Annotated in this window: 32 protein-coding genes, 1 pseudogene and 1 riboswitch; of the genes and pseudogenes, 23 read left to right on the forward strand and 10 right to left on the reverse strand. The window is 39.5% G+C overall.

Annotated elements, in window-relative coordinates; genetic code table 11:
- Positions 1-13: 13 nt before the first annotated feature.
- The 4 genes from ACFO3D_RS18680 to ACFO3D_RS18695 all read left to right on the forward strand — a co-directional run bounded on the left by ACFO3D_RS18680 (position 14) and on the right by ACFO3D_RS18695 (position 2,402).
- A complete protein-coding gene (locus tag ACFO3D_RS18680; RefSeq protein WP_390299832.1) occupies positions 14-811 on the forward strand; it encodes an HAD family hydrolase in 798 nt (265 codons plus the stop codon).
- Positions 812-983: 172 nt separating this feature from the next.
- A complete protein-coding gene (locus ACFO3D_RS18685) occupies positions 984-1,673 on the forward strand; it encodes a DUF421 domain-containing protein (protein ID WP_390299836.1) in 690 nt (229 codons plus the stop codon).
- 36 nt (positions 1,674-1,709) lie between these two features.
- Positions 1,710-1,838, forward strand: a complete 129-nt coding sequence (locus tag ACFO3D_RS18690; RefSeq protein WP_390299839.1) for a hypothetical protein — start codon at positions 1,710-1,712, stop codon at positions 1,836-1,838.
- A 174-nt stretch (positions 1,839-2,012) separates the two neighbouring features.
- The gene (locus ACFO3D_RS18695) at positions 2,013-2,402 is read left to right on the forward strand and encodes a group-specific protein (protein ID WP_390299842.1); all 390 of its coding nucleotides are present in this window, start codon (positions 2,013-2,015) and stop codon (positions 2,400-2,402) included.
- An 83-nt stretch (positions 2,403-2,485) separates the two neighbouring features.
- Here the strand turns inward: ACFO3D_RS18695 and ACFO3D_RS18700 are convergent, their stop codons facing one another.
- The 3 genes and pseudogenes from ACFO3D_RS18700 to ACFO3D_RS18710 form a co-directional block, all read right to left on the reverse strand.
- Entirely contained in the window at positions 2,486-2,857 is a 372-nt protein-coding gene (locus ACFO3D_RS18700; protein WP_390299845.1) for a VOC family protein, read from the reverse strand.
- A 29-nt stretch (positions 2,858-2,886) separates the two neighbouring features.
- Positions 2,887-3,834: an RNA polymerase sigma factor gene (locus tag ACFO3D_RS18705; RefSeq protein WP_390299848.1), complete on the reverse strand. Its 948-nt coding sequence runs from the start codon at positions 3,832-3,834 to the stop codon at positions 2,887-2,889.
- A gap of 135 nt (positions 3,835-3,969) precedes the next feature.
- Positions 3,970-4,682 (reverse strand): annotated as a pseudogene (locus tag ACFO3D_RS18710) (AAA family ATPase).
- A gap of 146 nt (positions 4,683-4,828) precedes the next feature.
- Between ACFO3D_RS18710 and ACFO3D_RS18715 the strand changes: the two are divergent.
- Positions 4,829-5,452, forward strand: a complete 624-nt coding sequence (locus ACFO3D_RS18715; protein WP_390299851.1) for a DUF3889 domain-containing protein — start codon at positions 4,829-4,831, stop codon at positions 5,450-5,452.
- A gap of 55 nt (positions 5,453-5,507) precedes the next feature.
- On the opposite strand, the gene ACFO3D_RS18720 is transcribed toward ACFO3D_RS18715, so the two are convergent.
- Complete coding sequence (locus tag ACFO3D_RS18720; protein ID WP_390299853.1) at positions 5,508-6,002, reverse strand: lactoylglutathione lyase family protein; 495 nt, start codon at positions 6,000-6,002, stop codon at positions 5,508-5,510.
- Positions 6,003-6,178: 176 nt separating this feature from the next.
- Between ACFO3D_RS18720 and ACFO3D_RS18725 the strand changes: the two genes are divergently transcribed.
- From ACFO3D_RS18725 to ACFO3D_RS18745, 5 genes are read left to right on the forward strand one after another with little or no spacing between them, the layout of a single operon-like run.
- A complete protein-coding gene (locus tag ACFO3D_RS18725; RefSeq protein WP_390299855.1) occupies positions 6,179-6,487 on the forward strand; it encodes a TIGR04104 family putative zinc finger protein in 309 nt (102 codons plus the stop codon).
- 18 nt (positions 6,488-6,505) lie between these two features.
- Entirely contained in the window at positions 6,506-6,709 is a 204-nt protein-coding gene (locus ACFO3D_RS18730) for a PspC domain-containing protein (protein WP_390299858.1), read from the forward strand.
- A gap of 15 nt (positions 6,710-6,724) precedes the next feature.
- On the forward strand, positions 6,725-7,138 hold the full coding sequence (locus ACFO3D_RS18735; protein WP_390299861.1) for an NUDIX hydrolase: 414 nt from the start codon (positions 6,725-6,727) through the stop codon (positions 7,136-7,138).
- 28 nt (positions 7,139-7,166) lie between these two features.
- Positions 7,167-7,574 (forward strand): NUDIX hydrolase, encoded by a 408-nt coding sequence (locus ACFO3D_RS18740; RefSeq protein ID WP_390299864.1) that lies wholly within the window; start codon positions 7,167-7,169, stop codon positions 7,572-7,574.
- A gap of 14 nt (positions 7,575-7,588) precedes the next feature.
- Positions 7,589-7,801, forward strand: coding sequence for a DUF6366 family protein (locus tag ACFO3D_RS18745; protein WP_390299867.1), 213 nt, complete (start codon positions 7,589-7,591; stop codon positions 7,799-7,801).
- An 83-nt stretch (positions 7,802-7,884) separates the two neighbouring features.
- Here ACFO3D_RS18745 and ACFO3D_RS18750 read toward each other — a convergent pair whose 3' ends face one another.
- Entirely contained in the window at positions 7,885-8,334 is a 450-nt protein-coding gene (locus ACFO3D_RS18750) for a CBO0543 family protein (RefSeq protein ID WP_390299870.1), read from the reverse strand.
- A gap of 131 nt (positions 8,335-8,465) precedes the next feature.
- On the opposite strand from ACFO3D_RS18750, the gene ACFO3D_RS18755 reads away from it, so the two are divergent.
- Complete coding sequence (locus tag ACFO3D_RS18755) at positions 8,466-8,867, forward strand: DUF3888 domain-containing protein (RefSeq protein ID WP_390299873.1); 402 nt, start codon at positions 8,466-8,468, stop codon at positions 8,865-8,867.
- A 70-nt stretch (positions 8,868-8,937) separates the two neighbouring features.
- Here ACFO3D_RS18755 and ACFO3D_RS18760 read toward each other — a convergent pair whose 3' ends face one another.
- Positions 8,938-9,465: a hypothetical protein gene (locus ACFO3D_RS18760; protein WP_390299877.1), complete on the reverse strand. Its 528-nt coding sequence runs from the start codon at positions 9,463-9,465 to the stop codon at positions 8,938-8,940.
- 282 nt (positions 9,466-9,747) lie between these two features.
- Here ACFO3D_RS18760 and ACFO3D_RS18765 point away from each other — a divergent pair, with 282 nt between their 5' ends.
- The 3 genes from ACFO3D_RS18765 to ACFO3D_RS18775 all read left to right on the forward strand — a co-directional run bounded on the left by ACFO3D_RS18765 (position 9,748) and on the right by ACFO3D_RS18775 (position 11,642).
- Positions 9,748-10,464 (forward strand): hypothetical protein, encoded by a 717-nt coding sequence (locus tag ACFO3D_RS18765; RefSeq protein ID WP_390299880.1) that lies wholly within the window; start codon positions 9,748-9,750, stop codon positions 10,462-10,464.
- 140 nt (positions 10,465-10,604) lie between these two features.
- The gene (locus ACFO3D_RS18770) at positions 10,605-10,826 is read left to right on the forward strand and encodes a hypothetical protein (RefSeq protein WP_390299883.1); all 222 of its coding nucleotides are present in this window, start codon (positions 10,605-10,607) and stop codon (positions 10,824-10,826) included.
- A gap of 240 nt (positions 10,827-11,066) precedes the next feature.
- The gene (locus ACFO3D_RS18775; RefSeq protein WP_390299886.1) at positions 11,067-11,642 is read left to right on the forward strand and encodes a biotin transporter BioY; all 576 of its coding nucleotides are present in this window, start codon (positions 11,067-11,069) and stop codon (positions 11,640-11,642) included.
- 157 nt (positions 11,643-11,799) lie between these two features.
- Here the strand turns inward: ACFO3D_RS18775 and ACFO3D_RS18780 are convergent, their stop codons facing one another.
- On the reverse strand, positions 11,800-12,849 hold the full coding sequence (locus ACFO3D_RS18780) for an FUSC family protein (RefSeq protein ID WP_390299889.1): 1,050 nt from the start codon (positions 12,847-12,849) through the stop codon (positions 11,800-11,802).
- A gap of 88 nt (positions 12,850-12,937) precedes the next feature.
- Here ACFO3D_RS18780 and ACFO3D_RS18785 point away from each other — a divergent pair, with 88 nt between their 5' ends.
- From ACFO3D_RS18785 to ACFO3D_RS18810, 6 genes are all read left to right on the forward strand, one after another.
- Entirely contained in the window at positions 12,938-14,896 is a 1,959-nt protein-coding gene (locus tag ACFO3D_RS18785) for a GTP-binding protein (protein WP_390299892.1), read from the forward strand.
- 57 nt (positions 14,897-14,953) lie between these two features.
- On the forward strand, positions 14,954-15,529 hold the full coding sequence (locus tag ACFO3D_RS18790) for a GNAT family N-acetyltransferase (RefSeq protein WP_390299895.1): 576 nt from the start codon (positions 14,954-14,956) through the stop codon (positions 15,527-15,529).
- Between the two features lie 85 nt (positions 15,530-15,614).
- On the forward strand, positions 15,615-16,151 hold the full coding sequence (locus tag ACFO3D_RS18795; protein WP_390299898.1) for a GNAT family N-acetyltransferase: 537 nt from the start codon (positions 15,615-15,617) through the stop codon (positions 16,149-16,151).
- Positions 16,152-16,191: 40 nt separating this feature from the next.
- Positions 16,192-16,890, forward strand: a complete 699-nt coding sequence (locus tag ACFO3D_RS18800; protein WP_390299901.1) for an ABC transporter ATP-binding protein — start codon at positions 16,192-16,194, stop codon at positions 16,888-16,890.
- The gene (locus ACFO3D_RS18805; protein ID WP_390299904.1) at positions 16,883-18,259 is read left to right on the forward strand and encodes a hypothetical protein; all 1,377 of its coding nucleotides are present in this window, start codon (positions 16,883-16,885) and stop codon (positions 18,257-18,259) included. The genes ACFO3D_RS18800 and ACFO3D_RS18805 overlap by 8 nt, the downstream gene beginning before the upstream one ends.
- 12 nt (positions 18,260-18,271) lie before the next feature.
- Complete coding sequence (locus ACFO3D_RS18810) at positions 18,272-18,868, forward strand: flavin reductase family protein (protein WP_390299908.1); 597 nt, start codon at positions 18,272-18,274, stop codon at positions 18,866-18,868.
- A 78-nt stretch (positions 18,869-18,946) separates the two neighbouring features.
- Here ACFO3D_RS18810 and ACFO3D_RS18815 read toward each other — a convergent pair whose 3' ends face one another.
- Both ACFO3D_RS18815 and ACFO3D_RS18820 read right to left on the reverse strand, forming a co-directional pair.
- Entirely contained in the window at positions 18,947-19,087 is a 141-nt protein-coding gene (locus tag ACFO3D_RS18815) for a hypothetical protein (protein ID WP_390299911.1), read from the reverse strand.
- A 39-nt stretch (positions 19,088-19,126) separates the two neighbouring features.
- Positions 19,127-19,885, reverse strand: coding sequence for a DUF6612 family protein (locus tag ACFO3D_RS18820; RefSeq protein ID WP_390299913.1), 759 nt, complete (start codon positions 19,883-19,885; stop codon positions 19,127-19,129).
- A gap of 556 nt (positions 19,886-20,441) precedes the next feature.
- Here ACFO3D_RS18820 and ACFO3D_RS18825 point away from each other — a divergent pair.
- A complete protein-coding gene (locus tag ACFO3D_RS18825) occupies positions 20,442-21,110 on the forward strand; it encodes a DUF2268 domain-containing putative Zn-dependent protease (RefSeq protein ID WP_390299916.1) in 669 nt (222 codons plus the stop codon).
- A 136-nt stretch (positions 21,111-21,246) separates the two neighbouring features.
- On the opposite strand, the gene ACFO3D_RS18830 is transcribed toward ACFO3D_RS18825, so the two are convergent.
- Complete coding sequence (locus tag ACFO3D_RS18830; protein ID WP_390299919.1) at positions 21,247-21,702, reverse strand: hypothetical protein; 456 nt, start codon at positions 21,700-21,702, stop codon at positions 21,247-21,249.
- Between the two features lie 167 nt (positions 21,703-21,869).
- Here ACFO3D_RS18830 and ACFO3D_RS18835 point away from each other — a divergent pair, with 167 nt between their 5' ends.
- Together ACFO3D_RS18835 and ACFO3D_RS18840 are read left to right on the forward strand one after the other, a co-directional pair.
- Positions 21,870-23,693, forward strand: a complete 1,824-nt coding sequence (locus ACFO3D_RS18835; RefSeq protein WP_390299923.1) for a MotA/TolQ/ExbB proton channel family protein — start codon at positions 21,870-21,872, stop codon at positions 23,691-23,693.
- Positions 23,683-24,375 carry an OmpA family protein gene (locus ACFO3D_RS18840; RefSeq protein WP_390299926.1) on the forward strand — a complete coding sequence of 231 codons (693 nt, stop codon included), beginning with the start codon at positions 23,683-23,685 and terminating at the stop codon, positions 24,373-24,375. The genes ACFO3D_RS18835 and ACFO3D_RS18840 overlap by 11 nt, the downstream gene beginning before the upstream one ends.
- Positions 24,376-24,568: 193 nt before the next feature.
- Positions 24,569-24,673, forward strand: a riboswitch (SAM riboswitch).
- Positions 24,674-24,710: the final 37 nt, after the last annotated feature.

Consider the following 24,710-nt stretch of genomic DNA (forward strand, 5'->3'; position numbering starts at 1 on the left):
GGGGGCTGTAAAAATGAATGTGCGTGCGATATTTATCGATATGGATGGAACACTCTTGAATGCATCACAAAACATTTCCTGTCGCAATCTTGAAGCAATAAACAGGCTCAGTAATCAGGGTGTCAAAGTCTTCCTTGCGACTGGACGCCACTACGAAGTAACTGCACCTTATCATAAAGATATAGGATTGCGAACCCCGATGATCTGTTTGAATGGAGCCGTAATTCACGATGCGTTGACAGGAAGAGTTATGCAGATGCGAACCGTTCGATTAAATGAAGAAAGATTTCACCACATGACCGCTGAAGACCCTTGTAATGTTATTGTCCACACAGTAAATGGGCTTTATTGTAAGGAAACAAATGAAGAAATTGATTATTGGACAAAGGTTGGAAAAGTTGAGCCGCAATATATCGGCGATTTAAGACAGGCAAGTTATAAGGAAGTTTTAAAATATAGTGTGCGAACTGGAGGACCATGCCCTGAATTATCCGCATTATTTAAAAAGGAAGCTGAAGTCATTGATTGGAAGGATGGATTTGAGCTGGTTGCCCCCAACGTTTCAAAGTGGTTTGCTATTAAACGTCTGCTCCAGGCATTTCGCATTCATCCCGATGAAGTGGCCGCCATTGGAGACGGACCAAATGATGTAGAAATGCTTCGTCGTGTTGGTGTAGGCGCTGCAATGGGTAATGCATGTGAAGAGGCAAAAGCAGCAGCAGATATTGTAACAAGCCACAATGAAGAAGATGGGTTAGCAGAGTTTATAGAAAATTACCTTCATGAACCAAAGGAATCTTATGTGATTTAAGGTTATATTTAAAAATGACAGGTGTGATTCTAATTTAATTAGATTTGAACCTGTTATTTTTTTGTCGCAATTGACTATTGAATCTCAAAAAATCATATCGAAGCCCTTTTGGTTGAAAACCCGCCCAATTGGCAATCATGATAACAGAAATGTTGATTGGAGCGGAATGGAAATGAAGTTTTTGACATTAACCGTAGAGATTATAACCGGTTTTATTATTTTATTTTTTTTAATTAAAATTCTTGGGAAGAAAGTCATTAACCAAATCACCCCGTTCACATTTATCGCAGCAATTGTGTTCAGTGAACTGCTCGGTAACGCTTTGTATGATGATAAAATTGGGGTAGAGTATATCATCTACGCGATGACACTATGGGCCATAATGATTTTTACGGTTGAAGTTTTAAGCCAGAAGAATCTTCTTTTCAGAAAAATAGCAGAGGGAAAGCCGTCTGTCCTTATAGAAAACGGCATTATTAATCGTGACCAATTAAAACGGAACAAGATGAATATCAACCAGCTTCAGAGTCTGTTGCGTCAGTCTGAGACCTTTTCCATAAGGGAAGTGGCGTATTGCTATCTTGAGGCGAACGGGTCCATCAGCATATTGAAAAAGACACCTAAGCAAAAATTACAGCAGGAAGACCTGCAACTGCCACCAAAATCGGTGTATGTGCCAGTAACCCTTATCCGGGATGGAGAGCTGCTGGAAGATGAATTAATTGATATTGGAAAAACTACCGTTTGGTTAAATAATGAATTAACGAGTCAGGGCATAAATGATTTTCATGATGTATTTCTGGCTGAATGGCTGGAAGGAGACGGGTTATTTGTCCAGACGATTAAACAGGTATCAGGATAGAGTAATTACACAAACTAGTTGCTGAGGTGATAATAGATGGCAAACAACAAAAACAAGAAAGACCCAGCGAACGAAAACAGGTTATACAATCCGGACGCAAAGTATTATGAGAAAAAAGGTGAACCTGGAGCTCCAAATCAAACTATGAACCAAAAGAAAGACTAATGACCAAATCCCCAAAGTAAAATGACCACCAATCGTATGTTGAATGGTGGTCATTTTTTTTGAGCTCGATGCATCAGTCTATCTATTTTTTCAAGTTGGCAGCTGGAATGTTATGTTAAAATTTACTAATGGAAAAGGTTTCGTAAAGACCACTGAGGCCAAGGGGGGAAGAAGATGAAGAAGTTTTATGTAGCATCAAGTTTTTCAAACGTAGAAAAGGTCCGTGAAGTTAGTAAACGGTTGATAAATAAGGGATTTATTCATACGTATGATTGGACAAAAAATGAAAAGGCTTCATCCATTGAAGAATTGAAGAAGATTGGACAATTAGAAAAAAATGCTGTTATGGATGCAGACTTTGTTATTGTATTATTACCCGCCGGAAAAAGCAGTCATATTGAATTAGGTATTGCTCTTGGACAAGGTAAAACAATTTTTTTAAATTCGCCTAGTGTGGATATTCGTGATTTCGAAACCACCAGTACCTTTTATCAGCTGCCTGAAGTTATAAAATGTAATGGTACGATTGATGAGTTAGTAGATATGTTAACTAATGAGAACTAAAGTAAAAATAACAGACTTAGAATCCGACAAATCACGGTTGTTGGCTTAATAAAAGAGTCACCCACGATGGATGACTCTTCGTGTTAGTTGTTATTTTGGCAAATCATTAGCATATTGCCATCTGGATCTTTAAACACGAAAAAGTGCTCGTGCTGGACTTCTGTAACCAATTCAACGTTATTCTTCTTCATAAACTTATAGGAGTCATGAATATTGTCAGTATCGAACATCATCGCTGGTACATTAAAAGTAGCCAGTTCTCCATTTTCGTCACGCCAATTTGGCATGGTATCTAATATCATTCCAGTATCCTGCATTTCGGCGGTATATAGATGGCCGAAATGAATTTCTCCACCATTTAAACCTAGTATTTTTGAATACCATTCTTTTGCTTTTTCTATATCACGTACAGGGATAAACACACTACTTATTTTATTTTTAACAGGGCTTTTCATAACTTCATCTCCTTTAGATTAAAGTTTAACTACCATTGGACTGGAGGTTTATCAAGTTGTGGTGGAATTCCCAACTCTTCACATGCTGCAAAAATTAATTCTTTCCGGAAGAAAAAACTACGATGAGCTACAATTTTTCCATTTTCCACTTCCTGATATTGAATGTCGTGTATGTGCGCTTCGTCCTCTAAATCAGCAAAAACCACAATAACAGGTTTACCCCAGAGCAGTTTTTCTTCTGCACGTAACCCTCGTAAACCATGTTGCATAGAACCTTTTCGCATTTCGTCTTTGGTGAATTCCTGAAATCCTAGGTCTGCTTCGTTTACGGAGTAGTCACTTATCAGGGAGAGCATTTCATCAATATTTCCTTCATTAAATGCCTTTAGGTAAGTTTGGATAACCTTTTCTTCGGCAGGTGTTCTGTTCAATGTTGTAGGATGATTGCTATTCATTTCTTCAGGTAATTCTTTAAGTTTACTTCTTATTCTTCTTACTGTTGCGTAAATTGCCCCAGGAGTTGTTTTTAGGATTCCGGCTACTTCTGACGCTGTAAACTTAAACACATCCATTAATAGAAATGCTGCAGTTTGCCTTGGCGGAAATAAGGAAAAAAGTTGTTCGAGCATTTGTTCCAGTTGAAGGGTATCACTGAACTCCTCTAACGGCTCATGTTCTTCCTCCAGATAGCCAACATTTCTCTTTTCTTTTCGGCACTGATCTATCCATGTGTTGGTCGCAATCCTGTAAATGTAGAATTTTGGATTTGTAGGGTGCCAGCGCTGGTAGAGGGCCCCAAATGCCTTAATTAAAGTTTCCTGGTAAAGGTCCTCTCCTTCCCAGGGCGATCCTGTCAAATATCGGCAGTATTTCCACAGGTCCTCCCGATATGCTTCGATTAGGTTATTGAAATCGAATTTTAGCTCTCTGGACTTTTCTGAGAACTTTAAAGCTGCATCGTCTTCTTTCTTACCCATATAATCCTCCTTCTCTATCCGTCTCTCATTATGTATAACGGATGAAATGAATAAAATTATACAAAAAAAAGAAATTTTATATAAGAATTTTAAATCTGGATCGAGAACTTATAATGTAAGGGAAGAAAACAGTTATTAATCCTTCAGAAGTTCCCGCAGTAATTTCTCTCTATTCTGCAAAAAGTAACTTGTTATTTGATAATGATCGGTTGATTCATAATCCGTCTGTCGGATTTCATCATCGTCAAAGCTGTAGATATAGCTTCTGGATATCCAAACAAAATTGACGAGTGTGTTGCGATAATAAATTGACATTCGCCGGTTGATACCGCATCATGCATTATTTTTAAAAACGAGAGCTGGCGCTGTGGTGAAAGAGCAGCCTCAGGTTCGTCAAGTAGATAAATAGCCTTTCCATTGAATCGGTTTAAAAAGAGTGATAGAAAGGATTCTCCATGTGACTGATGATGCAATGATCGGCCGCCGTATGCGTCAGACGCGCCTACCTCGTCAATATGAGTGGCAAAGCTGTAGAATGATTCTGCGCGGAGAAAAAAACCACTAGTAACTTTAGGCATCCAGGAGAGCCGGATATACTCGCCAAGTGCCGACGCGGATTGATTTACTTCATATTGGTTATTCCGGCCACCACCAGCTGTGTTGAATCCACATTTATCTGCTATGGCTTCAATCAGGGTCGATTTGCCTGAACCATTTTCACCGACGAAAAAAGTGACGCTATCTTTCAGCTCTAATTGCCGATGATTCTTTATGGTAGGAATTGAATAAGGATATTCTTTATACGACGGGACATGTTCATGCTGGAGAGTAATTCTTTTTAAGAACAATATAATCACCTGCTAAAAATAGTAGAATTATATTTAATGTAACATAACTACTACATAAAGGAACCCCGGATATCAACGTTTGTCACGGGTCAACCTTCAACGTGCATATGTTATCAGCAGGTACGACCAAGACAGGAGGTAAGCGAATGATGAATTGGTATACAAACGGTCCCCAGTATAGAATGCCCTATGGAAATCTGCCGCATTATCAGGCATATTCACATAGACAACAGACGGTTCAAGGCCAGGCTACGTGGACTGAAGGAGGTCAGGTTACCAAATGCGGTATTCCGTGGTCAGCAAATCAGTACATGACTGCAGCAGTTAGCGCCAACTCTCCGTATCAATGCGGCCAGACGTTATTAATATCAAATCCAGCAATTCAAGCACGCGATATTATTGTTACGGTAGTGGATGAAGTTCCGGGTTATCCCGCAAACCGCATCAATCTGCATAGGCGGGCATTTATCGCACTCGGAGCTAGTCCTAACCAGGGGATAATCAATATCGAGATTACGCCATCGCCTGAACTGGAAGCACAGGAATGGGGAAAATATTTAATTGAAGTAATCCAGGTTGGATACCCAAATTATAATGTGGTGGAATACGATAAAACTGGTGAGACACAGTTGGCAGGCAATCAAATTAGAGAAACATACGAATTTGTTCTGGAGTCACCACAGGAACGGATTACAATTAGGGGAACGGTAGTATATAACGCTGCCACGGACCGAATTGTGTCATTTGATATTCGGGAGGTTAATCAGTAGATATAAACTATTTGAAGGTAATGAGGCTGTCCCCCAGTCGTAGGAGGACAGTCTTTTAGTATGCATTTTCAGAATAGGTCAACTCATAACTATGAGAGTATATTTCAAAGACGATACCAAATGGATCTTCTACGTAAACCATTCGATACGGTTTTTCATCAGGGTAATATTCACGGATCGGCATACGCTGCTTGCCGCCATGTTTCTTGATTTTTTCCACAAGGCCTTCGATATCAGGGTCCTGGATACAGTAGTGAAAGAGACCTGTCTTCCAGTAAGGCATTTTATTTTCCGGCTGTTCATTTCCCGGAAACTCAAACAGTTCCATACCTATCCGGTCTCCTGTTGAAAGGTGGGAAATTCTTAAGGTAGACCATTCATCCCCAAACGCATCCCGGCACATTTGGCCGACTGGGGAGTCATCATTTTTCACCTCTGTAGGTTCAACAATTGTGTACCATCCAAATACTTCCGTGTAAAATTTTATTGCATCCTCGAGTTTTGGGACTGACAAACCGATATGTGAAAATGTTCGTGGATATGTGTGCATATAGTGATTCCTCCTTCCTTAACACTCTTTTCACCATATTTCCTTTCTTAAACTTTTCCTGTGTGCTAAATATTCTTAATTAATGGTATAATTCCATTAAATGGGATTGACAGGGTGGAGAGAAGTAGCGCAACATTCCCAATAGGATAGTTAATGATAGGAGAGGAATTGTATAAATGCCAACTTGCCAGAATTGTGACCAGAAATGGAGTTGGGAACAAACTTGCAAAAAATCGTTTACGTTAGATACTAGGATGACGTGTCCATACTGCGGGGTTAAACAATATGCCAGTTTGCGAACAAGAAAGAAGACCACTCTTATTACGTTGACAACTCTTTCCGTAACTACGTTTGGTAACCTCTTTTTTGGCCCTTCCTTAGTTTTTGTATTTATCTTGTTAGGTTCGATTCCATTACTTGTTAGTCTTTATCCATTTTGGCTAGAACTGTCCAATAAAGAAGAGTTTCCTATGATGAAAAAATAATAATGGGGAGGATCCGCATTGAATAAAGTATTAAGAAAATCGTCCGCAGATAAATCCATAAACGGCGTTTGTGGAGGCATAGCTGAATTTTTCGGTATATCCTCTTTTGGAGTTAGACTGATATTTATTTTTTTGCCAGCTAACTTGATTATATATATTATACTTGCCAATACAATGCACGAGAGCCCCCCCATCATTGTAGCTAAACCAACTTATAAGTAAAATGGGGGGTCACAATTGAAAAGGCTTGTAAAAGTATTAGCGGTAAAAGAGGAAGAGATAGTCCTCATTGAGCAGTTTAGAAAGCAATTAAACAGAAATACAGTTGAATTGCCAGGAGGAAAAATCGAAAGTGGAGAAACTCCGACAGAAGCTGCTAAAAGAGAATTAAGAGAAGAAACAGGAATTATAGCTGACGAGTTTTCAAGCTTGAGAAGTTACATAAATAATGATGGTACTGTTGAAGTTAATTTGTTCTTCACTAATAAGATTGAGCGAGTAGAAGAACAGAAGCTGGATCACGATGAAAGTATCGTTGTTCAGCATTATCCTTCCCAATTGGTGTTGGAAAATATATTTACAAATAAATGGGATGATATCAGGTTGGGAATTGCTTTTCTGATTGCTAGAAAGAACGGACTATTACGATAAAAATATAACAAATACGGGGGCAAAATACATGACTACACCAAAACACATTGTTTCAGCAGCTACCATTGTAACGAATGATAAAAATGAAATTTTACTAATTAAAGGGCCACGTAGAGGATGGGAAATGCCTGGTGGTCAGGTGGAAGAAGGGGAGTCTTTAAAAGACGCTGCAATCAGGGAAACGAAAGAGGAATCTGGCATGGATATAGAGATTATTAAATTTTGTGGGGTTTTTCAAAATGTACCTGGATCCATTTGTAATACATTATTTTTGGCTAAAGCCGTTGGAGGGGAACCAACTACTAGTCCGGAAAGTCTTGAAGTAGGTTTTTTTCCAATAGAAAAAGCGTTGAAAATGGTCACTTGGAAAAATTTCAGACAGCGAATTGAATATTGTTTAGATGATGAGACGCAACCATTTTATGTTGAATTTTAAAGGGGCGAATTTTATTGAGTAATGGTAAGGAATCTCCTCAAAGAAGAGAAAGATTAAGACAAGAAGAATTAAAAGATAATCCAACAGGTAATATGAATGATGCTTATAATCGTTCACAAAATGGAAGCCTTGTTGATTTGGTAGGGGGTCTAGGATGGAGAGGTACTGGAATACTCATCCTTGTACTGATCTTTGGGTTTATTATATTTTCCATCTTTTTTCGGTAACAGGGTGAGTTATCAGCGGAAGCACTCTTATTCGGGAAGGGACTTATTTGCGGATGTAATGTCGATGTCCATTAGCTACATGATTATGAACCAGCGAACCATCTAAAAAATCTAAGGTGTAAAATATGAAGCCAAAACAGAAATGGATAGGTAAGTGCGGAATGCCAATACTTCCAACCATTGTGATAAAAATAACCCGATTTAATTGATAAAAACTCAAAAGTTAGACAAAAAATAGTCCAGAAAAAAGTGTACCTGAGCTTAAGAACAAAGGCTTTATTAAAAGGGAAGAAATTCATGTACAAAATGCCTGCTGTAGGAAAAAGAATTAGTATTGGTAAGAAACCTGTAAATTGCACTCCAGGTTTAATATATCCATAGACATTGTATTTAAGATCTGCAGTTATATCTGTAACAAACCCTAATACAATTGAAAATAGAGCAACTGCGTATAGTTCTGAACGCTTTATCTTTTTTGGAGCCAGAAACGTTACTGCTAAAAAAACAACTACAGAAATAAGCAGGAAAACCATAAGCATACCCTTCCAAGTAAATTTTATCAGTACTTGAAATAGTCTGCCAAATTTTTTAAGATATTATTCAACCAACGAACATACTTGAATAAGACCAGTTTAGTTCTAAATACTAAACTGAGGTGATATTTATGAATAAGCTAGTTGTCAGTCTTGCTTTAATAATATTTTTTGTAAGTTATAACACACCAGCATATACCCAAACGATAAATGAAGCTGATACTGAATTGTGCGAAACACTAAAATATGCGCTAATCAACAGCCTAAGAGAGCCAGTTGACAGGGCATTAGCTGAGATTTATAAAGATGATGAGTACGCACCAGAAGGTCTCACCTGGGCTTCATACGATACGAATATAATCAAGATTGAGCAGTTATCTGGTGTTGCCGGTGCATATGAAATTATTTTAAAAGTAAAACCTTATTATCGGGCTCATATTACATATGGTGAAGATATAATTGTAGTAAGTGCAGATGGTAAGTTAATTGATTTTAAACATCTAAAAACTTATCCAAGAGTGGATTTTAACTAAATACGTACAACTTCATTAACAAGCTCATTAACAGAAAAACTAACACGCAGCAGACACACCCCTGCGTGTTTTACTTTTCCACATCAATTGTAAGATCACCGACATTTTCAATCGTCAGTTTTACTTCGCCAGTTTCGGAAAAAGAATATGGCTCCAGCTTATATACACCCTTAAAATCATAGTCTTTAACAAAATTTTCATGAACAGGGGTAAGCGATGTTTTCCATGTTTGGGCATCACCGGAAGGATAGAGGATGTTAATAGCTAATTCCGATTGATCAAGCTTTTCCCAGCAGACAAGATGTAGCGTGACCGGCTGATTTATTTGTATGCCGTTATCCGCGTAATAGCCCAGTTCCCCGATGTTTCCCATAATTAAATGCTTCTTTGTCTCTGTCTCTGCGATAAGGATAGGGGGTTGATAGGTCATCTGGTAATAAACCCCGTATGCCAATGAAAGAGAGCCGGCAAGCGACAGTCCGATCAACAGCTTCTTGAAGGTTCCAGGCTTGAAACTTGTAATAAAGGCGGAATGTGGTGCGAACTTATCGGCAAAGATTACAATTATCAACGTGATTAAGAGCGCAATTCCTATCAATATGTACAGTGAGTTCACCTCCAGGGATCGGTGTGGTTATCATGTGAATTAGTAAAAAAGGGAGAGCTAAATATGGATTGAGTTATTGTTTATTCGTTCAAGAGCTCAATCCTCATCTACGTATTCTTTAACAAAATATGCAACTATTCTAATAATATCATACTTTTTAATTAATTCGGGATAATTATATGGAATTTAATGTTAAAATAAGTTAAGTTTTTAAGTTTAAGGAACTTAATATGAAATAGAAATATAATTTAACACCTGCAGGGGGAGGATGAAATGAAGAAAAGAAATTGGCTAATTTTCGGTTCTATATTAGTTTTGTTTGCTGTGACCTTATTTGTATATCAAAAAATCACTGATAATACGTATCGAGGGATGACCATTATCCCTGAAAAACACGAAGATATACCTTTATTCAAGGGCTTGGAGCCGACTGAGAACGAATATGTTCTAGATGGAAATCGTTGGATTAATATATACGAATTTTATTTAAAAGAACTTCCTAGGCTTGGTTGGGAAATGGAATACGAAGGTTCAGCGCTTAATGATAATGAACGAGATAATGATTGGAGCGGATTCCATTCAGGGTGGAGAAAAGAGGGGTTCGATGGTGAATTGAGCATTTCAGCGCATTACAATCAATATGAGGAGCAAACGGAGGTGACCTTCGATAAAACCCCGATATACGACTCAACCAATTGGATTAGTCAGGCTCCGGAAAGTATTTGCATATATCAAAGTTTAAGTGATGAGAAATGTTCCGAGATAAAAGATGAAGGCAAGGTACAGAAAATAGTAGGTTTCATAAATGATGCTATTGATTGGAAAGAAGAGGTCTTGCCACGTGAAAAGTCCAGTGTAATTAATATCGGTGATATGGATATAAAGGTTCATTATGAGGCCGAGAAAGAAATTTATTTTCAATCAGAAAATGGTACCAAATTAATGAAACCAGAGCCCGATTTCTTTAAACTTACAAATCTTTCTCGATAGGCTTTTTAATAAAAAAGTTAAGAATGTTTTGAGCAGGATAGTAGTTGTGAAAGTAGGATTCGCAACTTCTACCTCGGGTGATAACATAGAATGTTACGGAGAAAATGTTAAATTCACGTCTGATTCTAGGGGACATGGTGATGAAATTTAAAATGCTGGTAATGGGTTTATTAACAATATGTTTGTTTATAGTTACTGCTTGTGAAGATTCAGAACCTAAAATTTCTCAGGAAGAAGCAAAAGCCATTGTGGTTGATCACAATTCTGGAGACAAAGAAGATATTAAAATAATATCTGTGAGTCATAAATTGGGTAAGTATATAGTGAAATGGGAAAACGAGGGAAACTGTGAGAGTGGTTGATGACCAAGACGGCAGTCTCATAAAAGGTGAAGTTTCAATTTGCTAATATAAGATGACAAAAAAGATGGTAGTTTATCCATTAAGTTTGAACCGGATAAGATGTTCATACAACTGTTACCTGAAAAATACTAATAAGTTGCTGGTGAAATACTACCCTTCTTCAGAAACATATGTTATTTTTATATTGTCAACCAATATTAAAATATGGTTAACAATACTTGGAGTAGGGAGGACATTCTTTTGTATACGAGTAAATCGAACCTAAGAGGAATCATTTTATGTGGAATTTTTGCAGCGGTGACAGCGGTATTGGCCCAAATTGAGGTTCCACTGCCGATTGTGCCTATTAGTGGCCAAACATTAGCCGTTGGGTTAACGGCAACAATTATTGGCAGCAGGTATGGTGCTATTGCAATGGTTTGTTATGCCTTATTAGGGGCAGCAGGTTTGCCGGTGTTTGCTGGGTTTAAAGGTGGAGCACAAGTATTAGTTGGGCCAACAGGTGGATACATATTCGGTTTTATTGTTACAGCGTTTGTAACAGGTTTAATACTAGAAAAAACAAAACATAACCTAACGATGGCGATGATAGCCAACACTGTAGGGATGATTATTACTCTTATTTTTGGATCAATTCAGTTAAAAATCGTGTTGGATATGACGTGGAATCAGGCGTTAGCTGCAGGGGTTTATCCGTTTATCGTAGTAGGACTGATCAAGGCATTTCTAGCTAGTTGGATTGGAGTTACTGTCAGAAAAAGGCTAGTCCAAGCAAATCTTATAGAGTCTAAACCGACAAAAAAAGTTGCCGCATAACTGTAGAACTACCTAAACCCTTAAACGAAATGAACTTTTATAGTCAAAATGCACTGCGGGATTGCAGTGCATTTACTATGTGTAATTTACATTTTTAAACCCTTTCGACCAATAAATATAGCCATTATTTATAAAATGGGCAATCATAAACCTCTTCCTATCCCCTACCTTCTTTGATTTCATTAATCCGGACCAAACGCTCCAGTTTATCGAGTTCGAAAAATAATTCAATAATACTGTTGGCGATTGGAAATACAACATTCCACCTGCCAAACTCGGAGCCCTGCAACTCCTCGATCAAATTATTGATTGTTATTTGCATCGCTGTTTTCGTTTCTTTCTGCAGGTCTGTGTTCAAGATAATTTTGTCTTCATACAGCAACAGTATATTCTCGCTGTAACTGTTCATTTCTTTAACTAGTTTTTTAATCAAATATGCTTTATTCCCGGGGATTTCCTCGATTTCCCGGATATGTCGCTCCAGCTGCTCGATAAGATTTTGTTTTTTTCCGAGGACACGGATCATGTGCTTGAAAATAACAATATTCCGATAGAAATGAACCCGGTCCTTGATAAGAATCCGGCTGCGCTCATCGGATATTATTTCAAAATAATCCTTAGCATCATTTATCAGTTTCTCAACTTCTTCGTTTTCTTTTTTGATTTCCGGAATGCTCATTGTTTTATTCGGTAGGACGCGCAGCATAAAATTCATTTTTTCGCTTGCCTGCTTAATCAGGCTAAACAAATTCTTTTGATGGTCAGGTGGGAAGATGACGACATTGACGATAAAGGCGGAAACTACACCAATCGTAACGAGTGACAATCGGGTCAGCACATACAATAGGCTCAGGCCTTCCTCATTGACGAGCATCAGGGTAATGATTGTAAGCACAGTCAAGCTTACCGTTTTATTGAGGCCAAGCCGGATGTTAATCGCAATCGAAATAATAACTACCACACCAACGGATAGGGGATGTGTGCCCAAAAGGAATGTACCGAGCAGCGCAAACAACAGCCCAACACCATTGGAAACCACCACTTCTTTTATGTAGTTATAAGAACGCATAATTGACGGCTGCATTGCCAACACCGCAGCAATCGCCGCAACAATCTCTAATTCTAGTCCTAGCCAGTCAGTAACAATTAACGTCAGTGCCACCGCCAGGCCTGTCTTTACCATACGCGGACCAATATTAAACTCCATCTATTTACACCTCTTAACTGGGACACTAACACTGACCCCCTGTCCCTGATATAATAATTATATACTTATGTTTTAACCGGGGGAAGCTATGAATAAAACTATTGGAATTTTAGCGCATGTGGATGCTGGGAAAACGACTTTTGCGGAACAACTTCTATATCATACGAAAAGCATTCGGCAGAGGGGACGGGTGGATAACCAGGATGCTTTTTTGGATAGCCATCAAATAGAGAAGGAACGGGGAATCACGGTTTTTGCTGATCAGGCTAAGTTCTCCTATAACGGTCCAACCTACTATTTGATTGATACGCCTGGTCATGCGGATTTTTCACCGGAAATGGAGCGGGCAATCCAGGTAATGGACTACGCTATCGTGATTCTCAGTGCTGTTGAAGGGGTGGAAGGCCATACGGAGACTGTCTGGCAATTACTGCAGAAGCATCAGGTTCCAGTGTTTTTCTTTATTAATAAAACGGACCGTGAAGGAGCGGATCCGGAGCGAGTACTTGAAGAAATCCAGGCCAATCTAACCGGAGATGTCTGTGATGTGACCGCATCGCTTACCGAAGGAGATATGAATGAGGATTTAATAGAGTTTCTTGCCGAGCGGGATGAAACACTGCTCAATCGATATATGGACACCGGATATGACGGCGAGTTATGGTTGCAGACGATGAAACGGATGATCCGCGAAAATAGACTGTCAGTGAGTTCTTCAGGTTCGGCACTTAAAGACATAGGCGTTCTCGATTTTTTTGAAAAAGTAGATGAGCTGACTGAAACATCATATGACGAGAAAGGACTGTTCGCCGGGCTGGTTCACAAAATACGCTACGACGAGAGCGGGAGCCGGGTCACATATATGAAGTGCACAAATGGTGCTCTGTCTGTTCGCGATATAGTCACTTACGGGGCTGAAGAAAGCAGAAAATCGGAAAAAGTGAACCAGCTGCGGCTATACAACGGCAGCGAGTATGAACAGGTAGACCGTGTGGAAGCGGGAGAATTGTTTGCGGTGGTAGGGCTATCGGAAGCTTCCATAGGCGAGGGTGTTGGAGAATTCAAGGAAAGTTCTAGTTACGAAATGGTTCCCACTCTGAAATCTAAGGTTCTTTTCAATTCTTCAATGCCGGTAAAAGAAGTACTGCATTCCTTCAGACAGTTGGACGCAGAGGATCCATCTCTTCAGGTTGTCTGGGATGAGGTATTTCAAACGATATATATCCATGTGATGGGAGCTATTCAGCTAGAAGTACTTGAACAAGTCGTTAACGATCGCTTCGGATTCAAGGTGGAATTTGCAGAACCAGAGATTCTTTACATGGAGACAATTGATACGGCTGTTAACGGATATGGACATTTCGAGCCACTCAAGCATTATGCGGAAGTCCATTTGAAATTAGAACCTGGAGAAAGAGGCAGCGGCATTACATTTGAGAATGTATGTCATACGAATAATCTGTCTATTGGCCATCAAAATTTGATCATGCATCATATTTTTGAGCGGCACCACCACGGATTGCTGACAGGATCACCGCTCACGGATGTAAAAATAACCTTGCTGACTGGTCGAGCGCACAACAAGCATACGTCTGGCGGAGATTTTCGGGAAGCTACGTACCGCGCGATAAGGCAGGGGATTGAAAAGGCGCAGAATATCGTACTCGAACCCTTTTATAATTTTAAGATAAAAGTGGATTTGGACTCGATGGGAAGGGTGCTGGCCGATGTAGAGAAAGCACACGGAACTTTCAACCCACCTGAAACTGTTGGGGATAAAGCAATCATTACCGGGAAAGCACCTGTGGCCACGTTTAAAAACTACAATATGGAATTAGTATCATTTACACATGGCAAGGGGGTTATGAGTCTCCGGTTTGAGGGATACGACCGATGTCATAATGAAGATGATGTGATTAGTAAGATAGATTATGATAAAAATGCTGACCCGGAATACACTTCCACGTCCATATTTTGCACGAAAGGAAAGGGCTACAAAGTTCCCTGGGATGAAGCGGAGGAAGCCATGCACGTGGAGAAGAAGTAAGGGACATGGGGACAGGCACCGTGTCCCGATTTATTTTCAATAAAAGGGGTTGGTTTTATGAAAAATGTTTCACCTGCAATTAATGGACCAAATGTTTTGCTAAGAAAACCTGTAGAGAGTGATGTTATAGATTATTTAAATGTGGAAACTAGTCGGGAACTCATCCATATGTATGGCGGGAATACTAAGAAAATAAGCCCTAAGACAATTGAAAAAGCACAAAAATTCATCCAGAAAATCAGGGAAAATGAACTGGAATGGTGTGTTGAATATGAGGGGAGAATGGTTGGTCAGGCAAGACTAACTGTGAATAATTCTGACAATCGTGCTAGATACGCTGTTGGGTTGTTTGACCCGAATGTCTGGGGAAAAGGGTTAGGTACGGAAATTACACAGATGGTTCTTCAATATGCTTTTGAAGAACTTGGTCTTCATCGGGTCGACTTACGAGTTCTTGAGTATAATAAGCGAGCGATAAAGTGTTATGAGAAATGCGGATTTATTCAGGAGGGATTTGAAAGAGAGGGAGCCCTTATCGAGGGTATCTATGAAACCGACGTTTTGATGGGAATTTTGGACAGAGAGTATAAAGCTTTGAAACATAGTTTTGTCGAAATGCGACTATTAACTTAATAGGTCACCTTGATCTAGTAAAAGGAAACTTTCCAGGTCAGAATCCCGTATATTATAACAACTTATCAGTTGGAGGTTGTGTAGTATGTTCCAATCAAAAAGACTCCGGTTGCGGAAAGTGGAAAAAGACGATACGGAGCAGTATCACAAGTGGCGGAACGATATGGACGTCATGGAATCTACCAATCCTGCACTTGACCTTTATTCGAAGGAGGAGACAAGGCAGTTTGTTGAGAATGTCCTGATAGGTTCTTCGTCTTCTAAGAGTTATATCATCATGGAGAAAGAGAGTGGAACTGTAATAGGTATAACTTCGCTTATTAATGTGGATCTCAAAAATCGGAATGCTGAATGCATTATTGACATAGGCGAGAAAGAATACTGGGGCAGAGGATATGGCAGGGAGGCGCTAGAATTGCTTCTTCATTATGCGTTTCAGGAGCTAAATCTGCACCGAATCTCACTTAAAGTTTTTTCTTTTAACGAAAAAGCGATCCATTTATACAAAAAGCTGGGCTTCATAGAGGAAGGCAAAAGCCGTGAAAGTCTGTTCCGCAATGGAAAATGGCATGACATCTTACATATGGGGATTTTGAGAGAGGAATACATAAGTGGGACATAAGGGTCTGACCCCCTGTCCCAGCGGTAAGGGAGGGGTCTCTATGAAAATATTAGAACTGAAAGACGTTGAGACGCAATTAGGTGGGACTACATTGCTTCGCGATATTTCTTTTTCTTTGGATAAGTCATCCATCGCTGCTCTCGTGGGCCATAATGGCGCGGGGAAATCGACCATGATAAAAACTATCTTAGGAGAACTCGAAAAGGCTAATGGTGAAATTATCATCAACGAAGCAGCCACGCTGGATAACAATTTTTTAACCTATAAAAAACAAATTTCCTACCTGCCGGAAGAGCCGATATTGCTGTCAGAGTTAACCGTCATGCAGCATTTTCAATTGTATGCGACGAGTTATGGGGTAGACGAGGTAACTCTAAAAGAAAAAACAAAAACCTATACAACAGGGTTCGAAGTGGCAGATAAACTAAACGAATATCCGGAATCCTTATCGAAAGGAATGCGGCAAAAAGTACAGACAATCTGCGCATTGCTGCCGGAGACGCCATTACTCTTAATAGATGAGCCCTTTATGGGGCTGGATGTTTATGCGATGGATTACCTCGAGGACCTGATAAAAGAAAAGGCTCGCAACGGTACGGCGATACTACTGACAACCCACCAGCTGGGACGGGTAAAGAATCTGGCTGATACATATATTATGCTGCAGCACGGGGAGATTTTGGACCAGGGGCCAATAGAAAACCTGAAGACAATCAGACGGAGAACGTATGATGAATAAGACAGCTGACCTTCATGCATTTTTGTTTATTCGCAAGGCCCGTTTTCACAAGAAGCTAAAGATCTATAAGCAAGTGGCTGCATTGGTTTTTGACCTGACGACAGCTATTTATACAGTAGCATTACTAGGTTACTTAGGTATAACCATGTTCGTTACCGGAGATATCATTCAGGAGCTTGAACCATATTTTTCTATGGTGGAAAAGAATGCAAGCATAGGTTACTCGGTATTGTTAAGTGTGCTGCCGATCAGATACGTATTTAGTTCTTTCCGGCAACCAGGACTGTTGTTTTCCACCTCTGAATTTCAGTTAGGACTGCTTCCATTCCGAAGAGGAAAAATCTGGACATTTGTTTTGGTTGAAAAGATGTTAAGACTGCTGCTGACATTGGGAGTCATTGGTACGCTATTGATTTTAGTGACACCTATATCAGGTAAATTGATAATCTCATATCTTGCACTTTTCGCTATATACGAGCTTGTCATGACCGTGCCCCAGTGGAAACTTTATCAACAGCAATTCCTGATAAAGGCCGGCTGGTTGCTGCTTTTCATAGTAAGTTGTATTGCTGCGGCTTTGTTTGGTGGAGGCCCGATACTTCTAGTAATTTTAATTCTAGCGCATATCGTCCTAATTCCTCGGTTGTTTAGGGGAGTTAAATGGGATAAGGTTACGGATATCAGTAATTATCAAATCTGGAACATGATGGTTGTCTCAGCCGCGTCGAAAACGAAATTTAAAAAGAAAAAGAGTTATAGTATTTTCCGGAATTCTGCTAGAAGAAAGCGAGATTTTACTACTACAGACGCAATATATCACCGGTTGTGGCAGTTGTATTTCAACAAAAACCTTGGTGTAATTGCTCAGGTGATTGGAGCTATCATGCTTATGCTGGTCGTATTTCAATTTTTGGAGGGATGGCTTTATTTCGTTGGCATGGCAATTGGTATATATATTTATAGCTCCCTTTGCGCCAATTTGTTTCATAATAGGTTCAGTATGGATGTTGTTGAGGTGCTCCCGTGGGACCTGCAGCGTTATAAACGTATATTTTTTAAATGGATGACCATAGGCGGTGGACTGGTAATTATACCTGTGTTGGTGTACTTCATCATTAATTGGAATTTCTGGGCACCCTTTCAATTGCTATTTGTGATTGCGGTATTATTATATACATATCATGTCAAAATGGATAAAGCTGTTATTCTTCTGGCAAAAAAACCCCAATTCACTCAGTTGCGGGAGGGACTAAATGTAATATTTCTCGCTTTAATAGTTATAAGCTATTTTCAGCCGGTTGTTTCCCTGGCAGTGATAGGGGTAGTAATGTTATTACTGAAGAAGCCACAGGTTAATCTATTAAATTAAGGAGAGGAAAAAATGAACTTAGATCTCCGTAGTATTGAGTCTAAACAGGCGTATAAACTCCTGACCGGATCTGTTATCCCCCGTCCAATCGCATGGGTATCAACGACAAGCGCTCAGGGTGAAAATAATTTAGCGCCTTACAGCTTTTTTACAGTTGCTTCACGCCAACCACCGGCGCTTTGTATTTCGATTGGTGCAGGAACAGAGGAACGTGAAGGTACCGTAAAAGATACGCTTGCTAATATCAAGTTGCAGAAGGAATTTGTCATTAATGTGGTTCCATCCTCGCTGGGGAATGAAATGCAGAAAAGTGCCGAGTATGTTCCAAGCAACGTGGACGAATTTAAAACGGCAGGTCTGACACCGGTTGAAAGTACATCAGTGAAACCTCCAAGGGTAGGAGAGGCACCAATTTCAATTGAACTTGAGCTCAATCAGATCCTCGAAATAGGTTCTGACCACCTGGTAATTGGTAATGTTGTTCACTATCATATCAAGGATGAGTATTATCTTGGGAACTATAAGGTAGACATAGAAAAGATAGGAATCCTTGGACGTCTCGCGGGGAATTACGGTGAGATTACGAATATCCATCGTTTGCCCAGGTAAAGTGGGACACGGGTGCCTGACCCCGTGTCCCATTAGTAAGGGTTTGGCCTATTGACCAACCCCTTTTTTGTATTCCATTTACGGTTGTTGTGACTGCTGTGCTTGTTGAAGTTGGTCCATTGTAATTACTTGTGCGTTATTCTTAACATTCTCAGGAATAGTGATTTCCTTATCTACTTTTCCTTTAATTTCCATGTTCATATCCATGTCAATCTTCATGGTTGCACCGTCTTTAGATATCTCCATTAACATTTGTTGTTACATTTTCTTTTGGTCAAAGGTTTTTTTGTCGATAAAGAAAGTTTGCTTTAATCCCCTAATTTTCATGTTTTCCATTACGTTAGGGATTCCCATTTGCTCAATTTGTTGCATAACGCTCTTCGTCTGTTCTTTTATAATATCCATTACTTGTGAAGACGCTTCTTCGTTTAGATCCATTGTAATTACATACATATTATCCTGTTCTTCCATGGTAATGATATCTTTTGTATTACTTTCAGAAGAAATCTTGTCAAGCATTTCAGTGAATTGCTTCATCGTTTGAGAGGGATCTTGCCCTTGTGTTTGCTTTTGAAACTGGTCAAGGTTCATTCCTTCAATTGCAATCCAGCCCTGTGGAGCTTTAGTGTACATGGTGCTGTCCAGATAATAATTTTCAATGGGAGCCTGTTGATCTTGCATCTTCATTGTACCGGTCATATGCATGGTCATAGGATCCATTGTCATCTTCGTTTCCATAGAAAATGTTTGGTCGAACGTGAAATTCTGATCGCCTTTTGAAGCATCGATAGTCTGAGTTCCATCCATTACATAATGAATTCCTGACCAATCTTGCATCGTTTCACTGGATTTTGTGATAATTTCTTGCGGAGTTAATTCTTCTATCTTTTCTTCTTTTTTAGGAGCTTCACCATTTGAATTGTTGCTCTCTCCGCCATTACTATTTGCACTTTGACCGCATGCGGCAAGCACGGTAAGCATTACCAACGTTAACGTAGCCAATAAAAATTTCTTCATTCAGTTTGTTACCTCCATACGTATAAATTATTTGATTTGTACCTTCTCTGAATTGGTATAACCGAACTTTTATTAAAAAATTAAGAAAAAGATACAAATATGTTATAACATACTGTACGAAAACCTAAATGAAAAGTTTCACAGAATTTTCTTTTAAAAAGGGACATAGGGACAGGCACCCTGTCCCACGTGGGAAGAAGGTTTATAGATTATATCCCAACAAGAAAAGCATAAAAAAGTAGGGGTTATAGAGGTTTGCGTATAAATTTAAAACAAATCCCCAACAGAAATGATTCGACCTTGCAATTACACTAACTTGAAAAGGTGTAGCATTATCTAAACGAAGAAGAATATTTTATACAAAATATTCTCAATTTATGGTATAATTTCATAAAATAGGAGGGGTCTCAGTGAATGAAATAAAGCAAATAACGCCTTTGCAGCTCTACAGCAAAATGATGAACTTGAATCTTTTTTATCAGCCCAATTTAGTCCGCTGATAAATAATAAGAGTTGGTTGGAGGAATGGCATTACGTTGCACAACGTTTTCGATTAATGAAATTTAAAGATTTTGAGGAGGAAGAAGCATTATCCTATCAATGGGATACCGATAAGGTGAAAAACATAATCGAGGATACAGTTTTAGAGGTAAGGGAACTTTTATCGCTTGGTAACCTGAATATTACTGTTGTTCCTGCCCTGTCTTTTCCCTGGTTAGAAAACCATGACCGTAGTATATGGACGAATGGTTTTACCAACAGTCCTAACTGCATTCAAATAGCAATTCCCCCAACACCTGATGAGGACTTCCTGAAATATATGATTGCTCATGAATTACATCACGCCTCTCCAATCAACCCAATATACAATCTTACTGATGAAACATTTACCCTAGGTGAATGGTTTAAGATGGAAGGAACAGCAGAGTTTTTCAGTCTTAGTTTATACAAGGATAAACGGTGGTGGAAAAGCGATTTCACTAAAACTGTTGAAAAAGAATACTGGAGTAAAGTTCAAGACAAATTTGCTATAACGGATGATAGTGAAATGGGCAAATTTTGCTTTGGGGATCTCGATAATGGCATTCCTTATATGGCAGGATATGCGTTTGCATATGAAATGGTAAAAAAATACGTGGAAAAACACCCAATTGACAATTATGAAAAGCTTTATTCTGTTGGGGCTTCAGACTTGGTTGATACGTATAGCTCCCGAATCATTTAAGAAAATCCCTTTAGTGTGAGTCGAAAAATTGAAGAAGAGGATTTAGCTGAAACGATATATATAAAGCAAATAACGCTTGCTAATTCCCAAGCGTTATTTCATATCTTGTATTTGTATGGCCTGTTAATTCTTTTGCTTACCTCTCACTATCTTCCAAACGTCTGAAGCCTTCCTGTTCAAGGTAATTGATTGCACTGTTGTACGTTTCGAAAGTGCCATCAAGCATATCACCAGCATAAATGTTCCACAAGTCAAAGTCATTAACGAGTCTCAGTGTTTCATTCTCGTCGTTTATCCATGTCTCCGGCTTAGCTTCCGATAATGATTCGATTGATTTTCTGATTATTTCGCGCAGTTCATCTTCCGAATAGCCACGTATGTTTACCATCCCTTTTGAGTCGGTAGGATAATCCTCATCAATCAGTTCTGCATATACAAAGCCGTTTCCGTTGGGATGCAGGCGGTATACCACAATTTTCTTCTCCTTCACACTTTCTTCATAATGAAAGTTGATCCGTCCGAGCGAGACATCGTTCCGCGTCAGTTCAGGAAATGATTCTATAATGGCAAGTTTCTCTTCAAATGTAAGCATAGTACCTCCAGGGATTTGTGTAATAGTCTAAACCTATTTTACCATTGTAAGGTAAAAAAATTCGAGCATTAACTGGGACAAGGTGCCTGTCCCCCTGTCCCAGGCATGATTTGTCCTTTTGCTGAATAGCATTAGTAGTAAAGTTGGTCTGGCAGGGGGAGTGTTTTATGCTGCAGTTAATTTTGGAGTTGTTTACGAGCGAGCAAACCGCAAACGATATTTTGGCGAATCAAACCACTGAACTTATTTTCATGATTTTGTTCACTGCTTTTTTCCTCACACTTTTGGTTCATTTCGGTTTATATACCAAACTAAAACGAATCAGAAATTACATAGATACTACAAATCAATTGGATATTGAACCACTGCGTACGTTTAAACAACAATACGAAGCGGCCAGGGAAAAAGAATCAATCAAACCGGAAACGTTCGTCCAGGAGAAGTTTTCCGGTTGGCGTGTATTCAACGTGCCTGTTGTGAATCTAATTAAAATGGTGCAGATGACGGTGTCCATATTTATTTTAATCGGGGTACTCGGAACTTTTATCGGTCTGACAATTTCTTTGGGAAGCATCAATGCGACCGGCAGCCAACTTGTGGAGAATGTAGCGGCAGTACTGTCAGGGATTGACGTTGCTTTTTACACCAGTATTGCTGGTATGGGACTGTCCCTGATCATGACTGTCATTACGAAGGTGTTAAATACCGAATACATGCTGACGGATATTATGCTAAAAGTCGAATCCAATCTGGAAGAAAATGAACAGCAGGGGATAAACCGTCTGATTGAGGTATCAGAGGCCATCAATAATTCTATTCAGCATCTTGAGGAAACGAACCAGAAATCATTGACAGGAATGGAAAGTGCCTTTTCTGGTTTTCAGGAGTATACTACTGGTCTGCAGCAGTCAGCAAAAGATCTGGCGCAGTTTAACGAGGGGCTTTCCAACAACCTGGAGGACTTCCAGGAGCTGTTCCATCATGTAAAAGAGGTAACCGATGGATTTGGCGATTCCACCACAAAGCTGAATGATAATTTTGATTCGTTATTTTCTTATTTTAAGAAGATGGACACCAGGAATGAGCGAATGGCTAATGCATTTGAAAATACCTTTGAGCGAGTAAAAGAAGTATCGTCTGTACAGATGGATACTCTCAATAATTTCGAGGATTCTGTCACCGAGCTGAAAAACTTTATATCCTCCATCATGGAAGAGCAGCAAGCCATCCACACCAAATTTGAAAGCCTTACACAGGTAAGTGGGGACCTTGCTAAAACAATGGAGTCACACAACAAGGAATTCAAACAGATATTTGGTAATGATGTAAGCACGAAACTGACCGGCATCATTACGCACATAGGAGAATTATCCAAGGACTTTGACCGGATCGGCGACCCAATCGGACAGTTGCCACAGGCGCTCGAAGTAATCAATCAGACGCAAAGCGACTATAAATATTTGCTGTCTGACCGTTTCGACGAGTTGAAGGATTTTAACCGCACCTTCAATAATCATTTGAAGACACATGCTGACGATTCACAGGCATTTGAACGGAAGATTCATGAGGCGACCAACACGTATGAAAGAATCGGAATGCAAAATAACCAGCTGATCAATGAAATAAACAAGACCATTTCTCAGATGAACAGCACATTCAACCAACGCGAAAATCAGATGGAAGCAAGTGTTGAGGTTTTAAAGAACACGCTTTCCAGTTATGTAGCGGGTCTGGAAGGCGCACTTGGAGGGAAGCTTGATAACGTAGGCAGGAATATCAGCGAATCAGTGGAGCGGACAAATCAAGGACTCAAGAACGAATTCCAGGAAATTCGACGGCTATCCAATGAGTTTCAGCAAAATAATTCTCGCTTTATTCAGCAGACACTTCAGGAACTTAACAGGGAAATACAAGGGCTGAACCGGCAATTAGGTAAGTTTGGCCGCCCGGTGGAAAATAATAATGTAAGGCTGAGACAGAATGACTACTAAATACCAGCGGCTTTTCAAAAGGGAACAGGACGAAGGACATTTCTGGCCATCGTTTACCGATCTGCTGACCATTATTTTGTTATGTTTTATTCTAATTTTCATTGCGATGATGATTATCAAGTCGCTGCAAATTGAAGAAATGAAAAAGACCATTGATCAAATCATGGGTGTAAGGGCAAAGCTTGTAAATGAGCTGCAGGCGGAGTTCAGTGATTCATCCCTGGGCATTGAAGTGGATGAAAAAACTGGTGCTATCATCTTTAATACAGAAATACTGTTTGCTTATGATAAATCTGAACTGAAGCCGGAGTCCTATCAGTTTTTGAATGAATTTGTCCCTAAGTATTTGGACATTTTGCTGCAGAACGGATTTGAAGACTACGTAGCTGAAATCATTATCGAAGGCCACACCGACCGTGATGGAAGCTATTTATATAACTTACAGCTTGCACAGGAGCGGGCGTACAGCGTCGCAGAATATATTTTAAGCGATGATTTTCCGTATAAAAATATTCAAAAGCACCTGCAGGAGAAACTAACGGTTAACAGCAAGTCTTTCACCGACTTTCGCAACAATGAGTCCGGTGAATACAGCGCAGCTGCTTCACGTAGAGTGGAATTTAAATTTAGGCTTAAGGATGAAGAGATCCTGGAAAAGACAAGGGAAATTTTGGCGAAATAGAAGAAAGGATTAAGGTGGTTAGTAACAGCTGGTTCTTTTTTCCGTATGCAAAGTTGTTTACTATTACGAGCAAGGAATCATTCACACGTTTGTATCCACCTTTTTACCTGGTTTGAAAAAAAATCACTTTTCTTACTTGACAGCTTTTTCTGTGTTCGATACTATTATGTACAATTATAAAAATTGAATAGTACTCTTATCCAGAGTCGGGGGAGGAAACTGGTCCTGTGATCCCGCAGCAACCTGTCATTATAACAAGGTGCTAATTCCAGCAAGCATTGCGCTTGAAAGATGAGATGGAGCTTTTTTTAAATTGACCTCTTCCTCATCGGGAG

This window comes from Virgibacillus kekensis (assembly GCF_042654125.1).
GTDB classification, from domain to species: Bacteria; Bacillota; Bacilli; order Bacillales; family Amphibacillaceae; genus Lentibacillus; species Lentibacillus kekensis.